Annotated in this window: 15 protein-coding genes and 1 tRNA gene; 9 read left to right on the top strand and 7 right to left on the bottom strand. The window is 31.8% G+C overall.

The window, feature by feature from the left end; genetic code table 11:
* Positions 1–18: 18 nt before the first annotated feature.
* The 9 genes from H0I32_RS10625 to H0I32_RS10585 all read left to right on the top strand — a co-directional run bounded on the left by H0I32_RS10625 (position 19) and on the right by H0I32_RS10585 (position 9,914).
* Positions 19–474, top strand: coding sequence for a PepSY-like domain-containing protein (locus H0I32_RS10625; RefSeq protein WP_173586467.1), 456 nt, complete (start codon positions 19–21; stop codon positions 472–474).
* Between the two features lie 50 nt (positions 475–524).
* Positions 525–1,409 (top strand): SdiA-regulated domain-containing protein, encoded by an 885-nt coding sequence (locus tag H0I32_RS10620; protein ID WP_173586466.1) that lies wholly within the window; start codon positions 525–527, stop codon positions 1,407–1,409.
* 314 nt (positions 1,410–1,723) lie between these two features.
* Positions 1,724–3,037, top strand: a complete 1,314-nt coding sequence (locus H0I32_RS10615) for a site-specific integrase (protein WP_178983441.1) — start codon at positions 1,724–1,726, stop codon at positions 3,035–3,037.
* Positions 3,038–3,106: 69 nt separating this feature from the next.
* A complete protein-coding gene (locus tag H0I32_RS10610; RefSeq protein ID WP_178983440.1) occupies positions 3,107–4,099 on the top strand; it encodes a hypothetical protein in 993 nt (330 codons plus the stop codon).
* A 585-nt stretch (positions 4,100–4,684) separates the two neighbouring features.
* Positions 4,685–5,266: a hypothetical protein gene (locus H0I32_RS10605; protein WP_178983439.1), complete on the top strand. Its 582-nt coding sequence runs from the start codon at positions 4,685–4,687 to the stop codon at positions 5,264–5,266.
* Between the two features lie 21 nt (positions 5,267–5,287).
* Positions 5,288–5,614 carry a hypothetical protein gene (locus H0I32_RS10600; protein ID WP_179313391.1) on the top strand — a complete coding sequence of 109 codons (327 nt, stop codon included), beginning with the start codon at positions 5,288–5,290 and terminating at the stop codon, positions 5,612–5,614.
* Between the two features lie 109 nt (positions 5,615–5,723).
* The gene (locus tag H0I32_RS10595) at positions 5,724–6,092 is read left to right on the top strand and encodes a hypothetical protein (RefSeq protein WP_178983437.1); all 369 of its coding nucleotides are present in this window, start codon (positions 5,724–5,726) and stop codon (positions 6,090–6,092) included.
* A 366-nt stretch (positions 6,093–6,458) separates the two neighbouring features.
* Positions 6,459–6,629 carry a hypothetical protein gene (locus tag H0I32_RS10590; RefSeq protein ID WP_178983436.1) on the top strand — a complete coding sequence of 57 codons (171 nt, stop codon included), beginning with the start codon at positions 6,459–6,461 and terminating at the stop codon, positions 6,627–6,629.
* A 42-nt stretch (positions 6,630–6,671) separates the two neighbouring features.
* Complete coding sequence (locus H0I32_RS10585; RefSeq protein ID WP_178983435.1) at positions 6,672–9,914, top strand: type ISP restriction/modification enzyme; 3,243 nt, start codon at positions 6,672–6,674, stop codon at positions 9,912–9,914.
* Positions 9,915–10,006: 92 nt separating this feature from the next.
* On the opposite strand, the gene H0I32_RS10580 is transcribed toward H0I32_RS10585, so the two are convergent.
* From H0I32_RS10580 to murG, 7 genes are all read right to left on the bottom strand, one after another.
* Positions 10,007–10,080: transfer RNA gene (locus H0I32_RS10580), tRNA-Arg, on the bottom strand.
* Between the two features lie 41 nt (positions 10,081–10,121).
* A complete protein-coding gene (locus H0I32_RS10575) occupies positions 10,122–10,571 on the bottom strand; it encodes a GatB/YqeY domain-containing protein (RefSeq protein ID WP_179313392.1) in 450 nt (149 codons plus the stop codon).
* A 152-nt stretch (positions 10,572–10,723) separates the two neighbouring features.
* On the bottom strand, positions 10,724–12,670 hold the full coding sequence (gene ftsZ, locus H0I32_RS10570) for a cell division protein FtsZ (RefSeq protein WP_173586464.1): 1,947 nt from the start codon (positions 12,668–12,670) through the stop codon (positions 10,724–10,726).
* 110 nt (positions 12,671–12,780) lie between these two features.
* Positions 12,781–14,124, bottom strand: a complete 1,344-nt coding sequence (gene ftsA, locus H0I32_RS10565) for a cell division protein FtsA (protein WP_173586463.1) — start codon at positions 14,122–14,124, stop codon at positions 12,781–12,783.
* A 3-nt stretch (positions 14,125–14,127) separates the two neighbouring features.
* The gene (locus H0I32_RS10560; RefSeq protein ID WP_179313393.1) at positions 14,128–14,850 is read right to left on the bottom strand and encodes a cell division protein FtsQ/DivIB; all 723 of its coding nucleotides are present in this window, start codon (positions 14,848–14,850) and stop codon (positions 14,128–14,130) included.
* Positions 14,837–16,189, bottom strand: a complete 1,353-nt coding sequence (gene murC, locus H0I32_RS10555) for a UDP-N-acetylmuramate--L-alanine ligase (protein ID WP_179313394.1) — start codon at positions 16,187–16,189, stop codon at positions 14,837–14,839. Before murC ends, H0I32_RS10560 begins: the two co-directional genes overlap by 14 nt.
* Positions 16,189–17,292 (bottom strand): undecaprenyldiphospho-muramoylpentapeptide beta-N-acetylglucosaminyltransferase, encoded by a 1,104-nt coding sequence (gene murG / locus H0I32_RS10550; protein WP_179313395.1) that lies wholly within the window; start codon positions 17,290–17,292, stop codon positions 16,189–16,191. Before murG ends, murC begins: the two co-directional genes overlap by 1 nt.
* Positions 17,293–17,304 lie beyond the last annotated feature (12 nt).

The raw sequence follows: 17,304 nt of genomic DNA, 5'->3' as shown, positions 1-17,304 counted from the left end.
CTTAAAAAAAATATAATAATGAAAAGATTCCCTTTAATTGTAATGATAGCAGTAACTTTAGGTTTTACATCATGTAGTGATGACGATGATGATTTAAGTATTTCTCAAGTTCCAAGTGAAATCAATGTTGCATTTGATGCAGAATTTCCAAATGCAACGGATGTAGAATACGAAACCTATGGCGACCAATATATTGTTGAATTTGAAATTGGAAATGTAGATTACGAAGCTCTTTATAATAACGATGGTAGCTTAGTAAAATACAAGTACGACATCCTTATATCTGAAGTTCCCGAATCTATAACAACAACAATTGCTACAGATTACAATAACAGAACTATTGATGATGCTGAAATACTAGTTATCGACGATGTTAACTACTATTTAATTGAGCTAAACAACACTCCAACTGATGATCACATTGTATTTAATGAAGATGGTACGGTAAATACAACAGTATTATTTTGGGATTAATTAAATTTACCCAATATTAATATAGAATTTAGGTAAATAATAAGGCTTTTATGAATTTTTTAAAATCTCACATAACCATTTTTATCACTATCCTTTTTGGCATTATATTACTAGCATTACAAAAACCCATAACGGACTCTCTAGTAAATAAAAGCAATAAAACTGATTTGATATTTTCTAAAATTTACGAGATAAAAAACACTTATTATTTACCTGAAATTTTAAATGAAATTAGCGGTATTGTTTGGATCAGCGAGAATGTTTTTGCTGGTATACAAGATGAAGACGGCTATATTTATATTTATGATATTGAACAAAAAGCGTTACTAGAAAAAATAAAATTCGCTAATTCTGGTGATTACGAAGGCTTAGCTATTAATAACGACAACGCTTATGTAATGCGAAGTGATGGAGTGATCTATGAAGTGAAAAATTACAGATCTACAAACAGAGAAGTTTCAAAATTCAAAACTCTTTTCACAGAGCATAATAATATTGAAAGTCTAACTTTTGATAAAGACCACAACCAATTACTCTTAATCCCAAAAGATGAAGGTCTTATTGCTAAAGACTTAAAATGCATCTATAAAATCCCGATAAACACCAAACAAATGGACAGTTTACCTTTGTTTAAAATTGACTTAAAAGCTGACGTATTTAAACTTTATCGCGGAAAAAAAATCCACAAAACACTTAATCCATCCGACATTGCTATTCACCCTAAAACTAAAGATATTTATGTTTTAGAAGGTAAAAAGCCAAAACTCGTAATTCTCAATAGCAAAGGAGAAATATTAAAAGTTCTCCCATTAGATGAGCGTAAATTCACCCAAGCAGAAGGTATTACCTTTAGTGAAGATGGACGCCTATTTATTTCTAATGAATTTAAAAAGAAGAGCAGAAGCGCTAATATTTTAGAGGTTGAGCTGAAGTAATCAATCCAAAAAAATTACTCAAGAAAAACGAAGCTTTACAAGATTGCTACGCATCCCTTAAAGCTCCGCTTTGAAACTATTTATTAGTGACCGCGAAGGGATACCGAAATAGTTTTTCACATAAAAACTAAACTATCTAAAAACAACATCACAAACTTACGAAAACACCATAAAATAAAGACAAATATAATACTCAAGTAAAAACGTAAGCAAAGTTAGACCAACTTAAACAAATCAAAAAGTGACACAAATAATGACACAATAATCATTTTGTGTCACTTTTTAATTATATTTGAATATAAGTTTAAGTTATTATGGCAAAAGTTACATTTAAGACAAGAAAAGGAGCAAACAAATCAGCTTCAATACAATTATTCTTTAATTACGGAAGCAAGAAGCGTTTAAGATACTCTACTGGTCTCAAAGTATCAGACATAAAGAATTGGGACAATTCTAAAATGAGAATTAAAAATGTTGTCGCTGAGGTTCAGAAAAACGAAGTCAACAATAAATTAACCGACATACACGCATTAATAGAAAAGACATACACAGACTTAGCTATTACTAAAAACATTGAAGTTACTAATCAAATGCTAAAAGAAGTTTTAGACCAGTATTTAAACAAAAATAAAGTAGTATCAGAAAAACCTCAACACTTGGAATTATTGCCATTTTACAAATGGTTTATCGAACATTACCAAAAAAACCCATTAGTAACTACTGGCGCACCAATGGCTAGCGGAACTGCAAAAACCTACCGCAACGCTTATTCATTATTAAAAAAATTTAACGATACAGTATTAACACTTAGTTACAACAAAATAAATGTTGAGTTTTACGATGAATTCCTAAACTATCTGCACGACAACAACTATTCATTAAACTATATCGGCACTCAAATTAAAATTTTAAAAACAATCATGAATGCTAGTTTCGAAAAAAATTATCACTCTAATTTAGATTTTAGAAAAACATATTTTAAGAAACCATTTGAAGAAGTTTATAACATATACCTAAATACAGATGAACTTCAAAAAATATTTGAATTAGATTTTTCAAATTTTGAACCAAAACGAATTAACAAAGATTTTGTTATCACTAAAGATAAATTAGAAATATCTCGCGATCTGTTTTTAATATCAGCTAATACTGGATTAAGAGTTTCAGACTTCAACAATCTTTCTTCTAAAAGTATCATAACAGAAAACGGTTCTTGCTATATTTCAATTATCACTAAGAAAAACTCAAAAAGACTAACCATACCAATCAACAGTACTGTTAACAACATCTTAGACAAAAGAAACGGGAATCCACCAAACAAAATGACTGAACAACATATAAACTATTGCCTAAAAGAAATTGGTGAGCTTGCACAAATTAACGAGCCTATTAATAAAGAAATAACTAAAGGAGGCATTAAAATATCTAATACCGTTAGCAAGTTTGAGCTTATAACAAATCACACTGGACGAAGAAGTTTTTGTACAAACGCATACAAAAGTGGGATGCCGACAATTGACATCATGGCAATCTCTGGACACTCTACAGAAAAAGTCTTTTACAATTATATTAAAGTTGATGATTTAGAGCGCGCCGAAAAGATTTCAAAACATAAATTTTTTAATTAATCAAAATCATATAATCTAATAGAATTCATTTTTTGGTTTTATATTCGAGCGCATGAAAACCAGAACAAAATGGATGACTTACAGTATTTAGATAGTCTAATTACAGACGAAAAAATAATTAAAGAGATTGAAGACACAACACATTATTATTACAAATTAATATTCAATCATGTTCGCATAATCAATACTTACAATTTAGAAATTAAAGAATTAGAAAAGCAACATCAAAAAGACTTAGCAAATCATTCTGGTAATAATTCTATTAGGACTGCAGAGCAATTAGGCAATTTAAGCGAACTAAAAACAAAACGAAAAGACTCAACGCTTAATCTTAACTTCGATTTCGAAAAACTTCATGGTTTTGCTAATAAAAACAATTATTATTGGTGTAATTCTGATCTACAAACTTATAAATTTTACTTTGAAGGATTTAAGCGAAATTTCAAAAGATTAAGCAATGAACATAATAAAATAGAATTTCTTAAGCACGAACTGCAACATTTTTTAGATTATGAAAAAAGCGCCTTCATTATCAAAGCTGACAACAAAACCAACTTTATACATAGAACAAAATTCTTAGACTACTTCGCTTTTATAGATTATTACCCCTTTTTATTTAACACCAATAAATTAAAAATTCAAACTCAAAACAATAACATTATTGAATTTCTAAAATCTGAAATAGAAAACGAAGGTTATAGTATAAAAATAAAAAAGAATAAAGTCACAATAAAACCTAAATCTCAAACTTCAAATATCATCGAAACTACAGATGAAGAAGTAATACAAAAATCTAATTTACCAGAATTAAACTTACTTGAAAGATTCCACTTACTACAGAGACTTGGTGTAATTGATTTAATCGAAAAATCCACAGATATTAAAGGCACTAAAAACATGCTTTTAGGATTAACTATGAATTGTAGCAGCGTAAATGCACGAAAACTACTGAACAACAACTATAAATATAAAAACGAAGAGCAGTACAAAAAACTACTTAGTGAAGCTAAATCTGAAGTAGATGAAATTATTTATAGAAATAAAATAAACACAAAAGACTAAAAAACAGATACTTATGTTTTATTGCGTTTTTTAGGGGTCTAAATACCATAGACCCCACATTAGACCCGCCCGACACTTGCAGCATTAAATAATTAAATAAATTATAATATGCTGCAACTAATTCAAATTACAGAAGAAAAGCTAACGTCTAACATCTTATTAGCGCTAAAGCAAGAGCTACAACAGTTCAAAAAAGATTTTCAACCTCAGCAACCTCCTACATGGGTTTCGCGCAAAGAAACCGCCAAAATGCTCGGGGTGAGCTTCACTACACTTACTAACTGGCACAAAAAAGGTGTCCTTACTGCTTATAGCATAGGAACACGAGTTTACTACAAACTCGATGAGGTTCACAATGCACTAACCCCAATTGCGTGCTGACCAAAACACATAAATAGGAGGGGCAAAACCTCAGCTAGCATATCACTGGCTCACTAAATTATTTTCAAGATTTTAACAACTAAAAATCAGTTAGTTAACTGCTTATTTAAAAAAAAGAAGGGTATAACTATTCACTTTACCCAAGGTGCATAGTATTTATTAATACCAAGTCCGAGCTGTGTCTTGTTATAAACAAATTTAAATATGAAAAACAAAGTAAAAATTAAAAAAGAGTATAACGATTTAATAAAAGGTATTAACAAAAACAGATATGATAAATGGTACTGCCTTAAAGATATAGTTGCTATTAAAAATATCAGTTACAAATCATTAAAGAATATGGTTAAGAGGATTTTTGAAAAGTATCACCCACAAGGAACAATCAAAAAAGAAAAAGGTAGATACCAAATTCATTATTCTATTCTAGATGCATTTAAACTGAAAACACCCCAAAAAAATAAGTCACCAACCATATATAGCCATAATTGGAAAAGCAATATAGTTTGGACTACTAAAGATTATTACGATCGCGATTATCACCAATACTTAATAAATCATTTAAAGGTATTAACACGAGATGTTAACTATCTCGAAGCAATAGAATATGATAAACAAGATAGACTTCATGTGCACCTATTAGCGGATGAAGAACCAAAGGTTTTAAAGCCCGTTTTAGAAAACTTACTCCAAACTTTTCTAGAAGATAATAGAAACTATAGAATATACTGCGAAACCGTCGCAAATACTGGGTGTAGCGTTGATTACCTATTCAAAAATCAACAATAAATTAAATTTAAATTAAAAATTATGAAAAAAATTCATTTAACAGATGCAAAAAGCATCTTAATCAGCAATTACATGAGTACGACTAGTAATGATTACACATGTATTCACAAGGCACACCAAATTGGTGTGTACAAACATCTTAAACAAATAGGTTTATTAGAAAAGCTATTTACCTATCATAATCCAGACGACTTAGAGTCTGTGTTTAACGAATATCAAAGGAATGTAATTATAGCGTTTATGCATGTAAAGTACGAGGAGAGCTCTATATGCACCGACGATTACATAATGAAAGAATACATACACATGCTTGAAACTAATTCATTACATGAGCTGTTTGAGTATTAAAATTTAAACTAAAAAAGTTTTGGGGATTTCCTCCTTAGTAATAAGACAAGGAGGCTACCCTAGAACGACATTAAAAACTAAAAGGATTAACACTAAAAATTAAAACACTATGACTGAAATAGAGTTCAAATATTACAATATAATATTAACAGAAAATCAAATAGAATTAATTGTAGATTACACAATCTTCTCAATTCAAAATGAAGTATATCTATACGACCAAGAGATACTCGATACCGCACGTCATCTACTAGAAAATAATCAAATTAGCAGATTATTCGAATTTAACATAGAGGATGACGGTGTCTTGAGTTTAAATAAAAATCAACAAAATGTAATTGCTGATTACATTTCCATTATTCATGGAACAGATGCTATACATAGAACAGAAAATTACAAGCATGCATACAATTATTTAAAAAAAAGCGACTTATTAAATGAATTATTTGACGCAGTGTGCGAAAACCCCGATTACTAAAAACTGACAAACTTTATTTTTTTTAAAATATATGTTTATTATCAGTTTGAGTACAATAAAAACATAAAGAAAAATAACAAACAGTTTTGGTCACCTCCCTCCCGTCACGTACTTCCATACTTGGGAGGGAAACCAAAACCCGTGACCGTTCTTAGATAAAGAAATAATTAAACAATAATTTACACACATGATCTGGCAAAGTAAAATTTTGGGTAAAATTTTAGGCATTTTACTGTACCTTTTGCACTAACTCTCTCCCCTATTTACAAGCTCTAACATTAAAATTAACTCCCTAAAAAGCTAAATAGCGTAATAAACTTGATGAGGTTCTCAAACCGAATACAAAAAATTAAATAAAATTTAAAAATGGATAAAAACGAAATAAATAATAAAATTGTACTAAAACAAAAAGAAATAGATTTAGAACAAGACTTCAATAAAAAGAATAAACTAAGACGTGATTTACAGATACTTCAATTAAGATTAGAAATAATAGTAGCACAACAAAAAATAGATAAGATAAAAGGAATCCACTAATCTTATTTCATTATTTTTGAGAGACTAAGTAAAATTCCCACAATGACGATACAAGAATATATTACTAAAATAAATACACTTTTTCAAACTGGCAACGCAAGGGAACATTCATACAGAGGGGATTTACAAAACCTCATCATGGCAATATTGCCAGATGTTTTAGTTACAAACGAACCCGCACGTGTGGCGTGTGGTGCACCCGATTACGTTTTAACACGCAAGGACGTACCTATAGGCTATATTGAAGCTAAAGACATTGGGGTTGATTTAAAAAGCAAATCACTAAAGGAACAGTTTGACCGCTACAAAGCGGGTTTAACAAACTTAGTTTTTACAGATTATTTAGAGTTTCATTTTTATAAAAGTGGTGAATTAACTACCAAGATATCAATTGCAAAAATTGAAGATGGTAAAATAGTACCTCGACCAGAAAATTTCGAGCAGTTTACACATCTAATAGAAAACTTTGCTCAAACTATATCACAAACCATTAAGTCACCAACTAAGCTAGCTGAAATGATGGCTGGTAAGGCGAAATTAATGGCGGATATCATAGAAAAGTCTTTAAATAGTGATGATGAAGCCGACAAAAAATCTAACTTAAAGTCGCAAATGTTGTCCTTTCAACAAATGCTAATACATGATATTAATAATCAATCATTTGCCGACATTTACGCTCAAACTATTGCTTATGGTATGTTTGCAGCTCGTTATCATGACCCGACATTAGGAGATTTTACAAGAACAGAAGCCGCTCAATTAATACCAAAGAGCAACCCATTTTTACGTAAATTATTTCAAGATATTGCGGGTTTTGATTTAGATGACCGTCTTGTATGGATTGTTGACGAACTTGTAAATATTTTTCTAGCTAGTGACGTTGCCGACATCATGAAAAACTTCGGAAAGTCCACAAAACAAGAAGACCCAGTGGTGCACTTTTACGAAACTTTTTTAGGTGAATATAATCCCGCCTTGCGTAAAGCACGAGGCGTTTGGTACACACCAGAACCCGTAGTTAACTTTATTGTACGTGCGGTTGATGATGTATTAAAAAAAGAATTTAACCTACCACAAGGCTTAGCAGACACTAGCAAGACAAAGATTAAGGTTAATACAGACATAGCAGATAAACGCTCTGTAACTGGCTATAAGCAAGTAGAAAAAGAAGTACACAAAGTACAAATACTGGATCCAGCAACAGGAACTGGCACTTTCTTAGCTGAGGTAGTTAAGCACATTCATAAAAAATTCAAAGGACAGCAAGGTATATGGAGTAATTACGTCACTAAAGACCTAATACCAAGATTAAACGGTTTTGAATTGCTAATGGCTAGTTACGCAATGGCACATTTAAAAATGGATATGTTGCTAACTGAAACTAGCTATAAACCAAAAGATGACCAACGACTAAAAATATTCTTAACCAATAGTTTAGAAGTAGCACATCCCGATAGTGGCACATTATTTAGTAGTTGGTTAGCCGATGAGTCCAACCAAGCCAACGCCATAAAGCGTGATACACCAGTAATGTGTGTGATTGGAAATCCGCCTTATAGCGGGATTTCCTCTAATAACGGAAAATGGATAAGTGATTTAATTGATGATTACAAATATATTGACGGGGTACATTTTAATGAACGTAAACACTGGTTAAATGATGACTATGTTAAATTTATGCGTTTTGGGCAACATTTTATTGAAAAAAATGGAGAAGGAATTCTAGCGTTTATTAATCCACATGGATTTTTAGATAATCCTACTTTTAGAGGAATGCGTTGGAATTTATTAAAAACTTATGATAAAATTTACGTGATTGACTTACACGGTAATAGCAATAAAAAAGAAGTTTCTCCAGATGGTTCTATAGATGAAAATGTATTTGATATTCAACAAGGTGTTTCTATAAATATCTTTGTAAAAAAAGGAGACAAACAAACAAACCTTTTATCTAGGGTCTTTCATTATGACTTATATGGTAAGCGAAAAGGTAAGTACGATTTTTTAAGCAAAATGGACATGTCTCAAATAAATTGGGAAGAAACAAATCCAGAAGAATCTAATTTTTCTTTTAAAAAAATAGACCTATCTAAAAATAAAACATTTCAAAAAGGTTTTAAAATATCGAATCTATTCCAGTCTTGGACTACAGGAGTGCAGACTTCACGAGATAAAATAGCTTTATCGTATAATCTAACAGAAGCTAACGAAAAAATAAAAGATTTTTGTAATGAAGAGTTTTTGGATAACGAATTAAGAATCAAATATTTTAGTCAAACCTCACCGAAATATCAAGCTGGAGACACAAGAGATTGGAAATTAAATAATCAAAGAGCAAAAACTACGGAAGAAAAATTGAAAACATCAGTGATTAATTATTGTTTTCGTCCATTTGACTCTAGAAAAATCATTTTTAATGACGATTTAATATCATGGTCACGAATGGATACTTCAAGGCATTTGTTGAAAGATAATATTTCTTTAATTACAGCTAGAAGTAACAAAAAAGGGGTTGATCATTTTTTTATAAGCAAATCTATATCTGATGTTAAGGCTGGAGAAAGGACAACTGGGTCGATTTTTTGCCCTCTTTATTTGTATCCAGATGAAGGTGATTTAAAAGGTATGGTTTTAATTGATGGAAGAGAACGAACTCCTAATCTAAAAGATGAAATTGTTTTCAAAATAGCAGATAGTCTAAATTTAAATTATACCTTCGAAAAAGAAGATTTAGTCGGTACTTTTGCTCCAATTGATGTTTTAGATTATATCTACGCAGTGTTACATTCACCAAATTACCGAGAAACCTACAAAGAATTTTTAAAAATAGATTTCCCACGTGTGCCATACCCTAAAGATGAAGCTACATTTTGGAAGTTAGTTAAATTAGGAGGTGAGATTCGCGAGATACATTTATTAGAAAGTGAAACCGTAGAAAATTATATTACAGAATATCCAGAAGACGGTGACAACATTGTTACACGCAAACTAACTAAAAGCAGTATTGGCTATGAAGCCGATAATGAAACACATGGTAAAGTTTGGATAAATGACAACCAGTATTTTGACAAAGTACCATTAGTTGCATGGGAGTTTTATATTGGTGGTTACCAACCCGCACAAAAATGGCTAAAAGACAGAAAAGATAGAGAGTTGAGTTTTGAAGATATATTACACTATCAAAAAATAATTGTAGCTTTGACCGAAACAGACCGATTAATGAAGGAAATTGACACCATCGATTTCATGGAAACAAAAAAAGCAACTTCAAAAGCTAAAAACTAAGCATTTCTAATATTAGTGACACAAAAAGTGACACACCTATAAAAACAAAAACCTCAACTAACTAATAATTAGATAGCTGAGGTTTTATTTTGTGACCGCGAAGGGATTCGAACCCCCAACCCTCAGAGCCGAAATCTGATATTCTATCCAGTTGAACTACGCAGCCATAAACACCTGTAAAAACAGGTGCATTATTTATATTTATACCTAAGACAATTTAGCCTTAACAATATTAGAAATTGTTTTTCCATCAGCTTTACCAGCTAATTCTTTACTTACCATTCCCATAACTTTACCCATATCTTTCATACCTTCTGCTCCAGTTGTAGCAATAGTTTTCATTACTACTACAGTAATTTCCTCTTCAGATAGTTGTGCAGGTAAAAATTTACTAATAATTTCTGCTTGTGCTAATTCTGGCTCAGCTAAATCGTTACGATCTTGTTCTAAAAATATAGCGGCGCTATCTTTACGCTGTTTAACCATTTTAGATAATATTTTTATTTCCTCTTCTGCAGAAATTTCTTCTTTAGATCCAGTAGCTGTTTGTGCTAATAATATTTCTGATTTTACAGCTCTTAAAGCAGCTAAAGCTGTTTGATCTTTTCCTTTCATCGCTGCCTTCATTGCAGTCATAATATCAACTTGTAAACTCATAATTTTGTTCTTTATTTAAGAAGCCCAAAGATACTAAAAGTTTCCATGAGGACACATAAGATAAGTTCTAATAAACACCTATTATAAACAAAAAATCCAAAAAGAGAATATCTCTTTTTGGATTTAATTATGTTATAGATTAGAGTCTATTATTAATCTACATTATCATGTAAAAATGAATTATTACTTCTTAATTGAATATCATCATTTTCATCTGTACCAACAGACATTCTAGAGGCTTTAGTTTGAGAAGAATGCTGAGCATCTTCTAAATTAACACCTTGTCTCTTGTAAGCAGGTACTTTTTCTATTTCATTAATCTTAGCAGTATTAAACTTATAGTTGAAATCTTTCATCTTTCTTCTACGTTCATCTGCACGAGAAATCAACAAATCAGAAATAGGACTGTTCATCGGATCAATCTCTTCATCAGCTACGACTTTAGATTCCTCTGTAGTAATTGTTTTCTGTACAAAAACAACTTCTTCTTTAACTTCTACTTTTTCTTTCTTTGTATTTACAGAAGAAGGAGTTGTTTCAAAATCACCTAACTGATAACGCTTTTCACCTTCTTCATTAATTTTCGCTACTGATTTCACCTCTACAGGTTCATTAACTTTTATCTCGTTAATATCTTCATCAAGGCTAAAAAACATTTTCTCTTCTTTCTTCTCCTCTTCTACTTCCTTTGGAATATTGTTAGATATTGGTAAATCGAAAGTTAAAGTTATTTGTTCTTCTGGCTCAGGCTCAATCGTCTCCGCTTTATTTACAATTGGAGTTGTAATTATAAAATCTTCTGGCTCAGTTATAGCTTGTGGTTTAGAATCTAAAACCTCATCATAAACAACATTCATATTCTTTAAAAAGTCTGTTGTCTTAATTAAATTTGTTTCGTGAGTTGTTTCTACTTTAGATTGGATTTTCACCTCTTCTACTTCTTCTTCAACTAATAACGTATGACGAACAACAGGATCTGGTTTTTTTTCTTCTAAAACAATATCTGGAGTGATAATAGCAGGTGTTTTTTCTTGAGTACTTACATCGGCTTCAGAAGCTTCCTCTAAAGCATGAACTACTTTTTTTGTTTCAGTATTAGAAATTTCATTCTGTTGATCAAGATCAAAACCTGTTGCGATAATCGTTACAGAAATTGATTCTTGTAGTTCTTCATCATCACCAACACCCATAATAATATTGGCACCATATCCTGCTTCTGATTGAATATGATCGTTAATTTCACCGATTTCATCAATAGTAATTTCTTGTGAACCAGAAACGATTAGCAACAATACGTTTTTGGCACCAGTAATTTTATTATCGTTAAGTAAAGGTGAATCTAAAGCATTCATAATAGCTTCTTGTGCTCTAGTTTGACCTGAAGCAGTAGCCGATCCCATAATCGCTGTTCCACTATTACTTAATACTGTTTTAGCATCACGTAAATCAATATTCTGAGTATAGTGATGTGTAATTACTTCTGCAATACCACGTGAAGCGGTAGCTAATACTTCATCTGCTTTTGAAAAACCAGCTTTAAAACCAAGATTTCCATAAACCTCACGAAGTTTATTATTATTAATAACAACCAATGAATCTACTTGCTGACGTAATTTTTCAATACCACGCTGTGCTTGTTCATTTCGCATTTTACCTTCAAATCCAAAAGGCATGGTAACAATACCAACCGTTAAGATCTCTAGTTCTCTTGCCATTTTCGCAATAACAGGAGCTGCACCAGTACCAGTACCACCACCCATTCCGGCTGTGATAAATACCATTTTAGTATTGGTATCTAACATTCTACGAATGTCTTCTGAACTTTCTATTGCTGCTTGTTCTCCTACATCTGGATTTGCACCTGCTCCTAGACCTTCGGTTAAATTGACACCTAATTGTATTTTATTAGGCACACCGCTATTGTGTAGGGCTTGAGAATCTGTATTACAGATTACAAAATCTACACCTTTTATGCCTTGTTGAAACATGTGGTTTATAGCGTTACTACCACCACCACCTACACCGACAACCTTAATCACATTTGATTTGTGCTTAGGTAAATCGAATGAGATATTTCCAAATTCGTTGCTATTACTCATAATTATTATGGGTTTACTATTTATTCTATTCTTTTTCAATACAGACAATTTTTAAGTTGTCCTACTCTTTAATATAATTACTTAGATAACTTAACAGTCATCACTACGTATTATTCTGTTTTATCTAAAAAATCTTTTATGCCTTCAGTTAATTTATCTAAAAACGAACGGCGCTCTTTTATTGGCTTTGGCTCAACTACTACTTCCTCTTCTTCATCTACAACGTCATCTTCAATTATAGGTTCTTCAATAACCTGCTCTTGTTCTTCAATAGCTTCAGCTTTTTTTCGTTCTTGACGTTTTAAACCATCCATCACTAAACCTACTGCGGTAGCAAATAATGGACTAGCAATATCTTCATCACTTTCACCTGCTAAATGCTCATTTGGATATCCAATTCTGGTATCCATACCGGTGATATATTCAACTAATTGCTTTAAATGCTTTAATTGTGCTCCACCACCTGTTAATACAATTCCGCCGATTAGTTTTTTCTTCTGCTCGTCGTGACCGTAATTTTTTATTTCAACATAAACTTGTTCTATAATTTCCACAACTCTAGCGTGAATAATTTTAGACAAATTCTTTAATGTTATTTCTTTTGGCTCTCTTCCCCTTAATCCAGGAATAGATACAATTTCATTATCTTTATTTTCACCTGGCCATGCCGATCCAAACCTTACTTTTAAAAGCTCTGCTTGTTTTTCTATAATTGAGCAACCTTCTTTTATATCTTCAGTAATTACATTACCACCGAAAGGGATTACAGCTGTATGACGAATTATACCATCTTTAAAAATAGCTAAATCTGTTGTTCCTCCTCCTATATCAATTAGCGCAATTCCTGCTTCTTTTTCTTCTCTGCTTAAAACTGCATTTGCAGATGCTAATGGCTCTAATGTAATACCATCTAAAGTTAGACCTGCACTTTTAATACAACGTCCAACATTTCTAATAGAAGAGACCTGACCAACGACTACATGAAAATTAGCTTCTAAACGTCCTCCATACATACCGATAGGCTCTGTAATTTCAGCCTGACCATCAATCTTATATTCTTGAGGTAAAACATGAATAATCTCTTCACCAGGAAGCATAACCAATTTATGTACTTGGTTAATTAAACGATCTATATCTTCTTCATCAATAACATCATCAGAGTTTGGCCTTGTGATATAATCACTATGTTGCAAACTTCGAATATGTTGACCTGCAATACCTACAGTTACATCTACAATTTTTTCGTTTGCAGCAGCCTCAGCTTCTTGCACAGCTTGTTGTATAGATTGGATCGTTTGCATTATATTATTAACAACACCACGATGCACCCCCATACTTTTAGCCCTACCTAAACCTAAAATCTCAACTTTATCGTACTCGTTTTTGCGACCAATCATGGCCACAATCTTTGTGGTTCCTATATCTAGACCTACTGAAATATGATGTTTGTCCATAGCTTACTTTTTGGTGCAAATAACTTGTTTATCAAACTTTAAATTCACTACAGCATAGTGGTCTAAAATTTGGTCTTTAAATGCTTTTTGGTAAAAAGCCTTAAAATTGTTTATCTTTTTTTTGAGATTTTTTAAAGTTCCTATATGAACCGTAAAATCACTTTTTCGAATTTTGAAATCGATGGTGTCATCATTATTCTGACGAATCTCAATGACATGTTTTTTTAAGAAATCATCTCCGTCTGCAAATTTCGCAAATTGATAGACAGTATCAAGCTTATTTTTCTTAATATTTCCAGTGACGAGTGGAACTCTTGCAGCATAATTATAAGACAAAGGCATAAAACCACCTTCTTCATCTATATAATATGATGCATTTGTGTTAACTCTTGCTATAGGTTTTTTTTGTTTAATTTCGGCTGAAAGCCCACCGTTTACTGACATAAACACTTCGGCTTGCCTGATCATAGGATTAGAATTTAGGGCCAATTCTAATTGGTCCAAATCTATAATATCTTTAGATAGCTCTGATACAGGTTCTTGATTTTGTATTAACAATTTACTAACATTAGCTTCTGTAATAAACATTGTATTTTCACCCAAAAACGTAATGCTTGGCTTACCGACTTTTCTTACCTTATTTCTTTGATTAGAAAATGCAAACAAAAAGCCAACTACAATAATTAACCCAATGACTTTTATATAATTAAAATTAATTTTCGACATAGAACGCTTCTTTTATAAGTTTCACTTCCTGCCCTATATCTCCTGCCCCAATAGTTAATACCACTTGAGCATTTGATGCCTTAATTTCATCTATTATATTTGCTTTCTCAACTAATTTTTTATTCGTGTTTTTAATCTTATCTAAAAGCCATTTAGAGGTTACACCTTCAATTGGTAATTCTCTTGCAGGATAGATATCTAAAAGTAATAATTCGTCGAATTTTGAAAGGCTCTCAGCAAATTCATCTATAAAATCTTTTGTTCTACTAAATAAATGAGGCTGAAAAACAGCTAACACTTTCTTTCCTGGATACATCTCTCTAACGGCGTGATGCACTGCTTTTATCTCTTCAGGATGATGTGCATAATCATCTATAAACACAAAATCTTCAGTCTTTATCTGATAAGTAAATCTACGCTTCACACCTTTATACGATTCTAAAGCAACTTTAAGATCCTCATAAGAACAACCGTATTCTGCAGCCATAGCCAATGCAATTGTTGCATTAGATAAATTATGTCTCCCTGGTAAATTAAACTTAAAACCTTTATGTAAACCTTTAGGCGTTTTTAAATCGAAAATATAGCTTCCGTTTTCTATAGAGATATTTTGAGCACAGTAATCTGCATCATCCTCTATACCGTAAGTAATTCCGCTTAAAGGCAAACCTTTTTTTACAAATAGTTTTCCACCTGGCTTTATACATTCTGAAAAATCCTTAAAACTCTTTACTAACTCTTCAGCACTTCCATAAATATCCAAATGATCAGCATCCATAGATGTAATACAGGCTAGGTCTGGCGATAAAGTTAGAAACGAACGATCAAACTCATCTGCTTCAACCACCGTAACTTCGGTTCCGTTTAAGATTAAGTTTGAATTGTAATTCTCACTTATTCCACCTAAAAAAGCAGTTACAGGACTATTACAAGCATTAAGTAAATGCCCTAAAATACTTGTTGTTGTGGTTTTACCATGCGTACCTGCTACAGCTAAGCAAAAAGTTTGCCTTGTAATCTCTCCTAAAATCGCTGAACGTTTTAGAATATTGAAATTATTAGCTTTAAAATATTCAAATTCTGAATGCCCTTTTGGAATTGCCGGTGTATAAATCACCAAAGTAGATTCTGTATCTAAAAATTGAGTATCAATTTCTGAAACATCATCATTAAAATGAATGGCAACACCTAAATCTTGAAGCGCTCTTGTAATGTCCGTTGGTGTTTTATCATAACCACCTACTTGTTTGCCATTGGCCACAAAATAGCGCGCAATTGCACTCATTCCGATTCCTCCGACACCAATAAAATAGACGTTATTTATATTTTCGAAATTCATTACTTACTTAACATTTTTTCAACTTCATCAACAATATCCTTTGTTGCATTTACTAATGCTAAAGCTTCAATATTTTTACTTAATTCTTTTCTTTTATTTTCGTTTGAAATCAGTTCTGAAAATTCATTTTGAAAATCAGTATCTAAATCTTTTTCTCTTATTAAAACAGCTGCATTTTTATCTGCAATCGATTTTGCATTTTTAGTTTGATGATCTTCTGACACATTAGGTGACGGAATAAAAACTACAGGTTTACCCACTATGCACAATTCTGAAACTGAAATCGCTCCTGCTCTAGAGATAATCATATCTGAAGCCGCATAAGCCAAATCCATTTGATTTAAAAACGCATGAACCTGAATATTTTTATGATCATCATATTTTTTATACTGATCATAATACAGTTTTCCGCATTGCCAAATCACTTGAATATTTTGAGTTTCAAAAAAATCGATATTTGCCTCGATAAGTTGGTTAATTCGTCTTGCTCCTAAACTTCCCCCTAACACTAAAAGGGTTTGTTTTCCTTCTTCTAATTTAAAAGCGACTTTACCTTCAGCAGTCTTATTTTTGACTTGCAATAAATCTTTTCGGATTGGATTTCCTGTTAATTTAATTTTCTCTTTTGGAAAAAATCGCTCCAATCCGTAATAAGCCACACAGATTGTATTCACTTTTTTTGCCAACAACTTATTGGTAATCCCTGGAAACGAATTTTGTTCTTGTATTAAACTCGGTATTCCTTTTGAAGCTGCTACTTGCAACAATGGACCACTCGCAAAACCACCCGTACCAACAACGGCATCTGGCTTAAATGATTTTATAATCTTTCTAGAATTCCACAAACTACTGATCAGCTTAAAAGGAAATGCTAAGTTTTTCAACGTTAACTTTCGTTGAATTCCTGAAATCCATAACCCTTCAATCTTATATCCCGCTTGCGGTACTTTTTCCATTTCCATACGATCGGAAGCTCCTACAAAAAGGAATTCGGCATCAGGATAGCGTGACTTTAATTCATCTGCAATCGCAATTGCAGGATAAATATGTCCTCCTGTACCTCCTCCTGAAAGGATAAATCGATATGTTTTATTATTTTTCAATCTGTATTATAA

Origin of the sequence: Winogradskyella sp. HaHa_3_26, from assembly GCF_019278425.1 — a bacterium.
In the GTDB taxonomy this organism is placed as follows: domain Bacteria; phylum Bacteroidota; class Bacteroidia; order Flavobacteriales; family Flavobacteriaceae; genus Winogradskyella; species Winogradskyella undariae.
This window is presented reverse-complemented; position numbering and strand designations above follow the sequence as displayed.

Coding starts and splice junctions, on each gene's coding strand:
- H0I32_RS10625 (WP_173586467.1), top strand. CDS start 19: ATGAAAAGATTCCCTTTAATTGTAATGATAGCAGTAACTTTAGGTTTT.
- H0I32_RS10620 (WP_173586466.1), top strand. CDS start 525: ATGAATTTTTTAAAATCTCACATAACCATTTTTATCACTATCCTTTTT.
- H0I32_RS10615 (WP_178983441.1), top strand. CDS start 1,724: ATGGCAAAAGTTACATTTAAGACAAGAAAAGGAGCAAACAAATCAGCT.
- H0I32_RS10610 (WP_178983440.1), top strand. CDS start 3,107: ATGGATGACTTACAGTATTTAGATAGTCTAATTACAGACGAAAAAATA.
- H0I32_RS10605 (WP_178983439.1), top strand. CDS start 4,685: ATGAAAAACAAAGTAAAAATTAAAAAAGAGTATAACGATTTAATAAAA.
- H0I32_RS10600 (WP_179313391.1), top strand. CDS start 5,288: ATGAAAAAAATTCATTTAACAGATGCAAAAAGCATCTTAATCAGCAAT.
- H0I32_RS10595 (WP_178983437.1), top strand. CDS start 5,724: ATGACTGAAATAGAGTTCAAATATTACAATATAATATTAACAGAAAAT.
- H0I32_RS10590 (WP_178983436.1), top strand. CDS start 6,459: ATGGATAAAAACGAAATAAATAATAAAATTGTACTAAAACAAAAAGAA.
- H0I32_RS10585 (WP_178983435.1), top strand. CDS start 6,672: ATGACGATACAAGAATATATTACTAAAATAAATACACTTTTTCAAACT.
- H0I32_RS10575 (WP_179313392.1), bottom strand. CDS start 10,571: ATGAGTTTACAAGTTGATATTATGACTGCAATGAAGGCAGCGATGAAA.
- ftsZ (WP_173586464.1), bottom strand. CDS start 12,670: ATGAGTAATAGCAACGAATTTGGAAATATCTCATTCGATTTACCTAAG.
- ftsA (WP_173586463.1), bottom strand. CDS start 14,124: ATGGACAAACATCATATTTCAGTAGGTCTAGATATAGGAACCACAAAG.
- H0I32_RS10560 (WP_179313393.1), bottom strand. CDS start 14,850: ATGTCGAAAATTAATTTTAATTATATAAAAGTCATTGGGTTAATTATT.
- murC (WP_179313394.1), bottom strand. CDS start 16,189: ATGAATTTCGAAAATATAAATAACGTCTATTTTATTGGTGTCGGAGGA.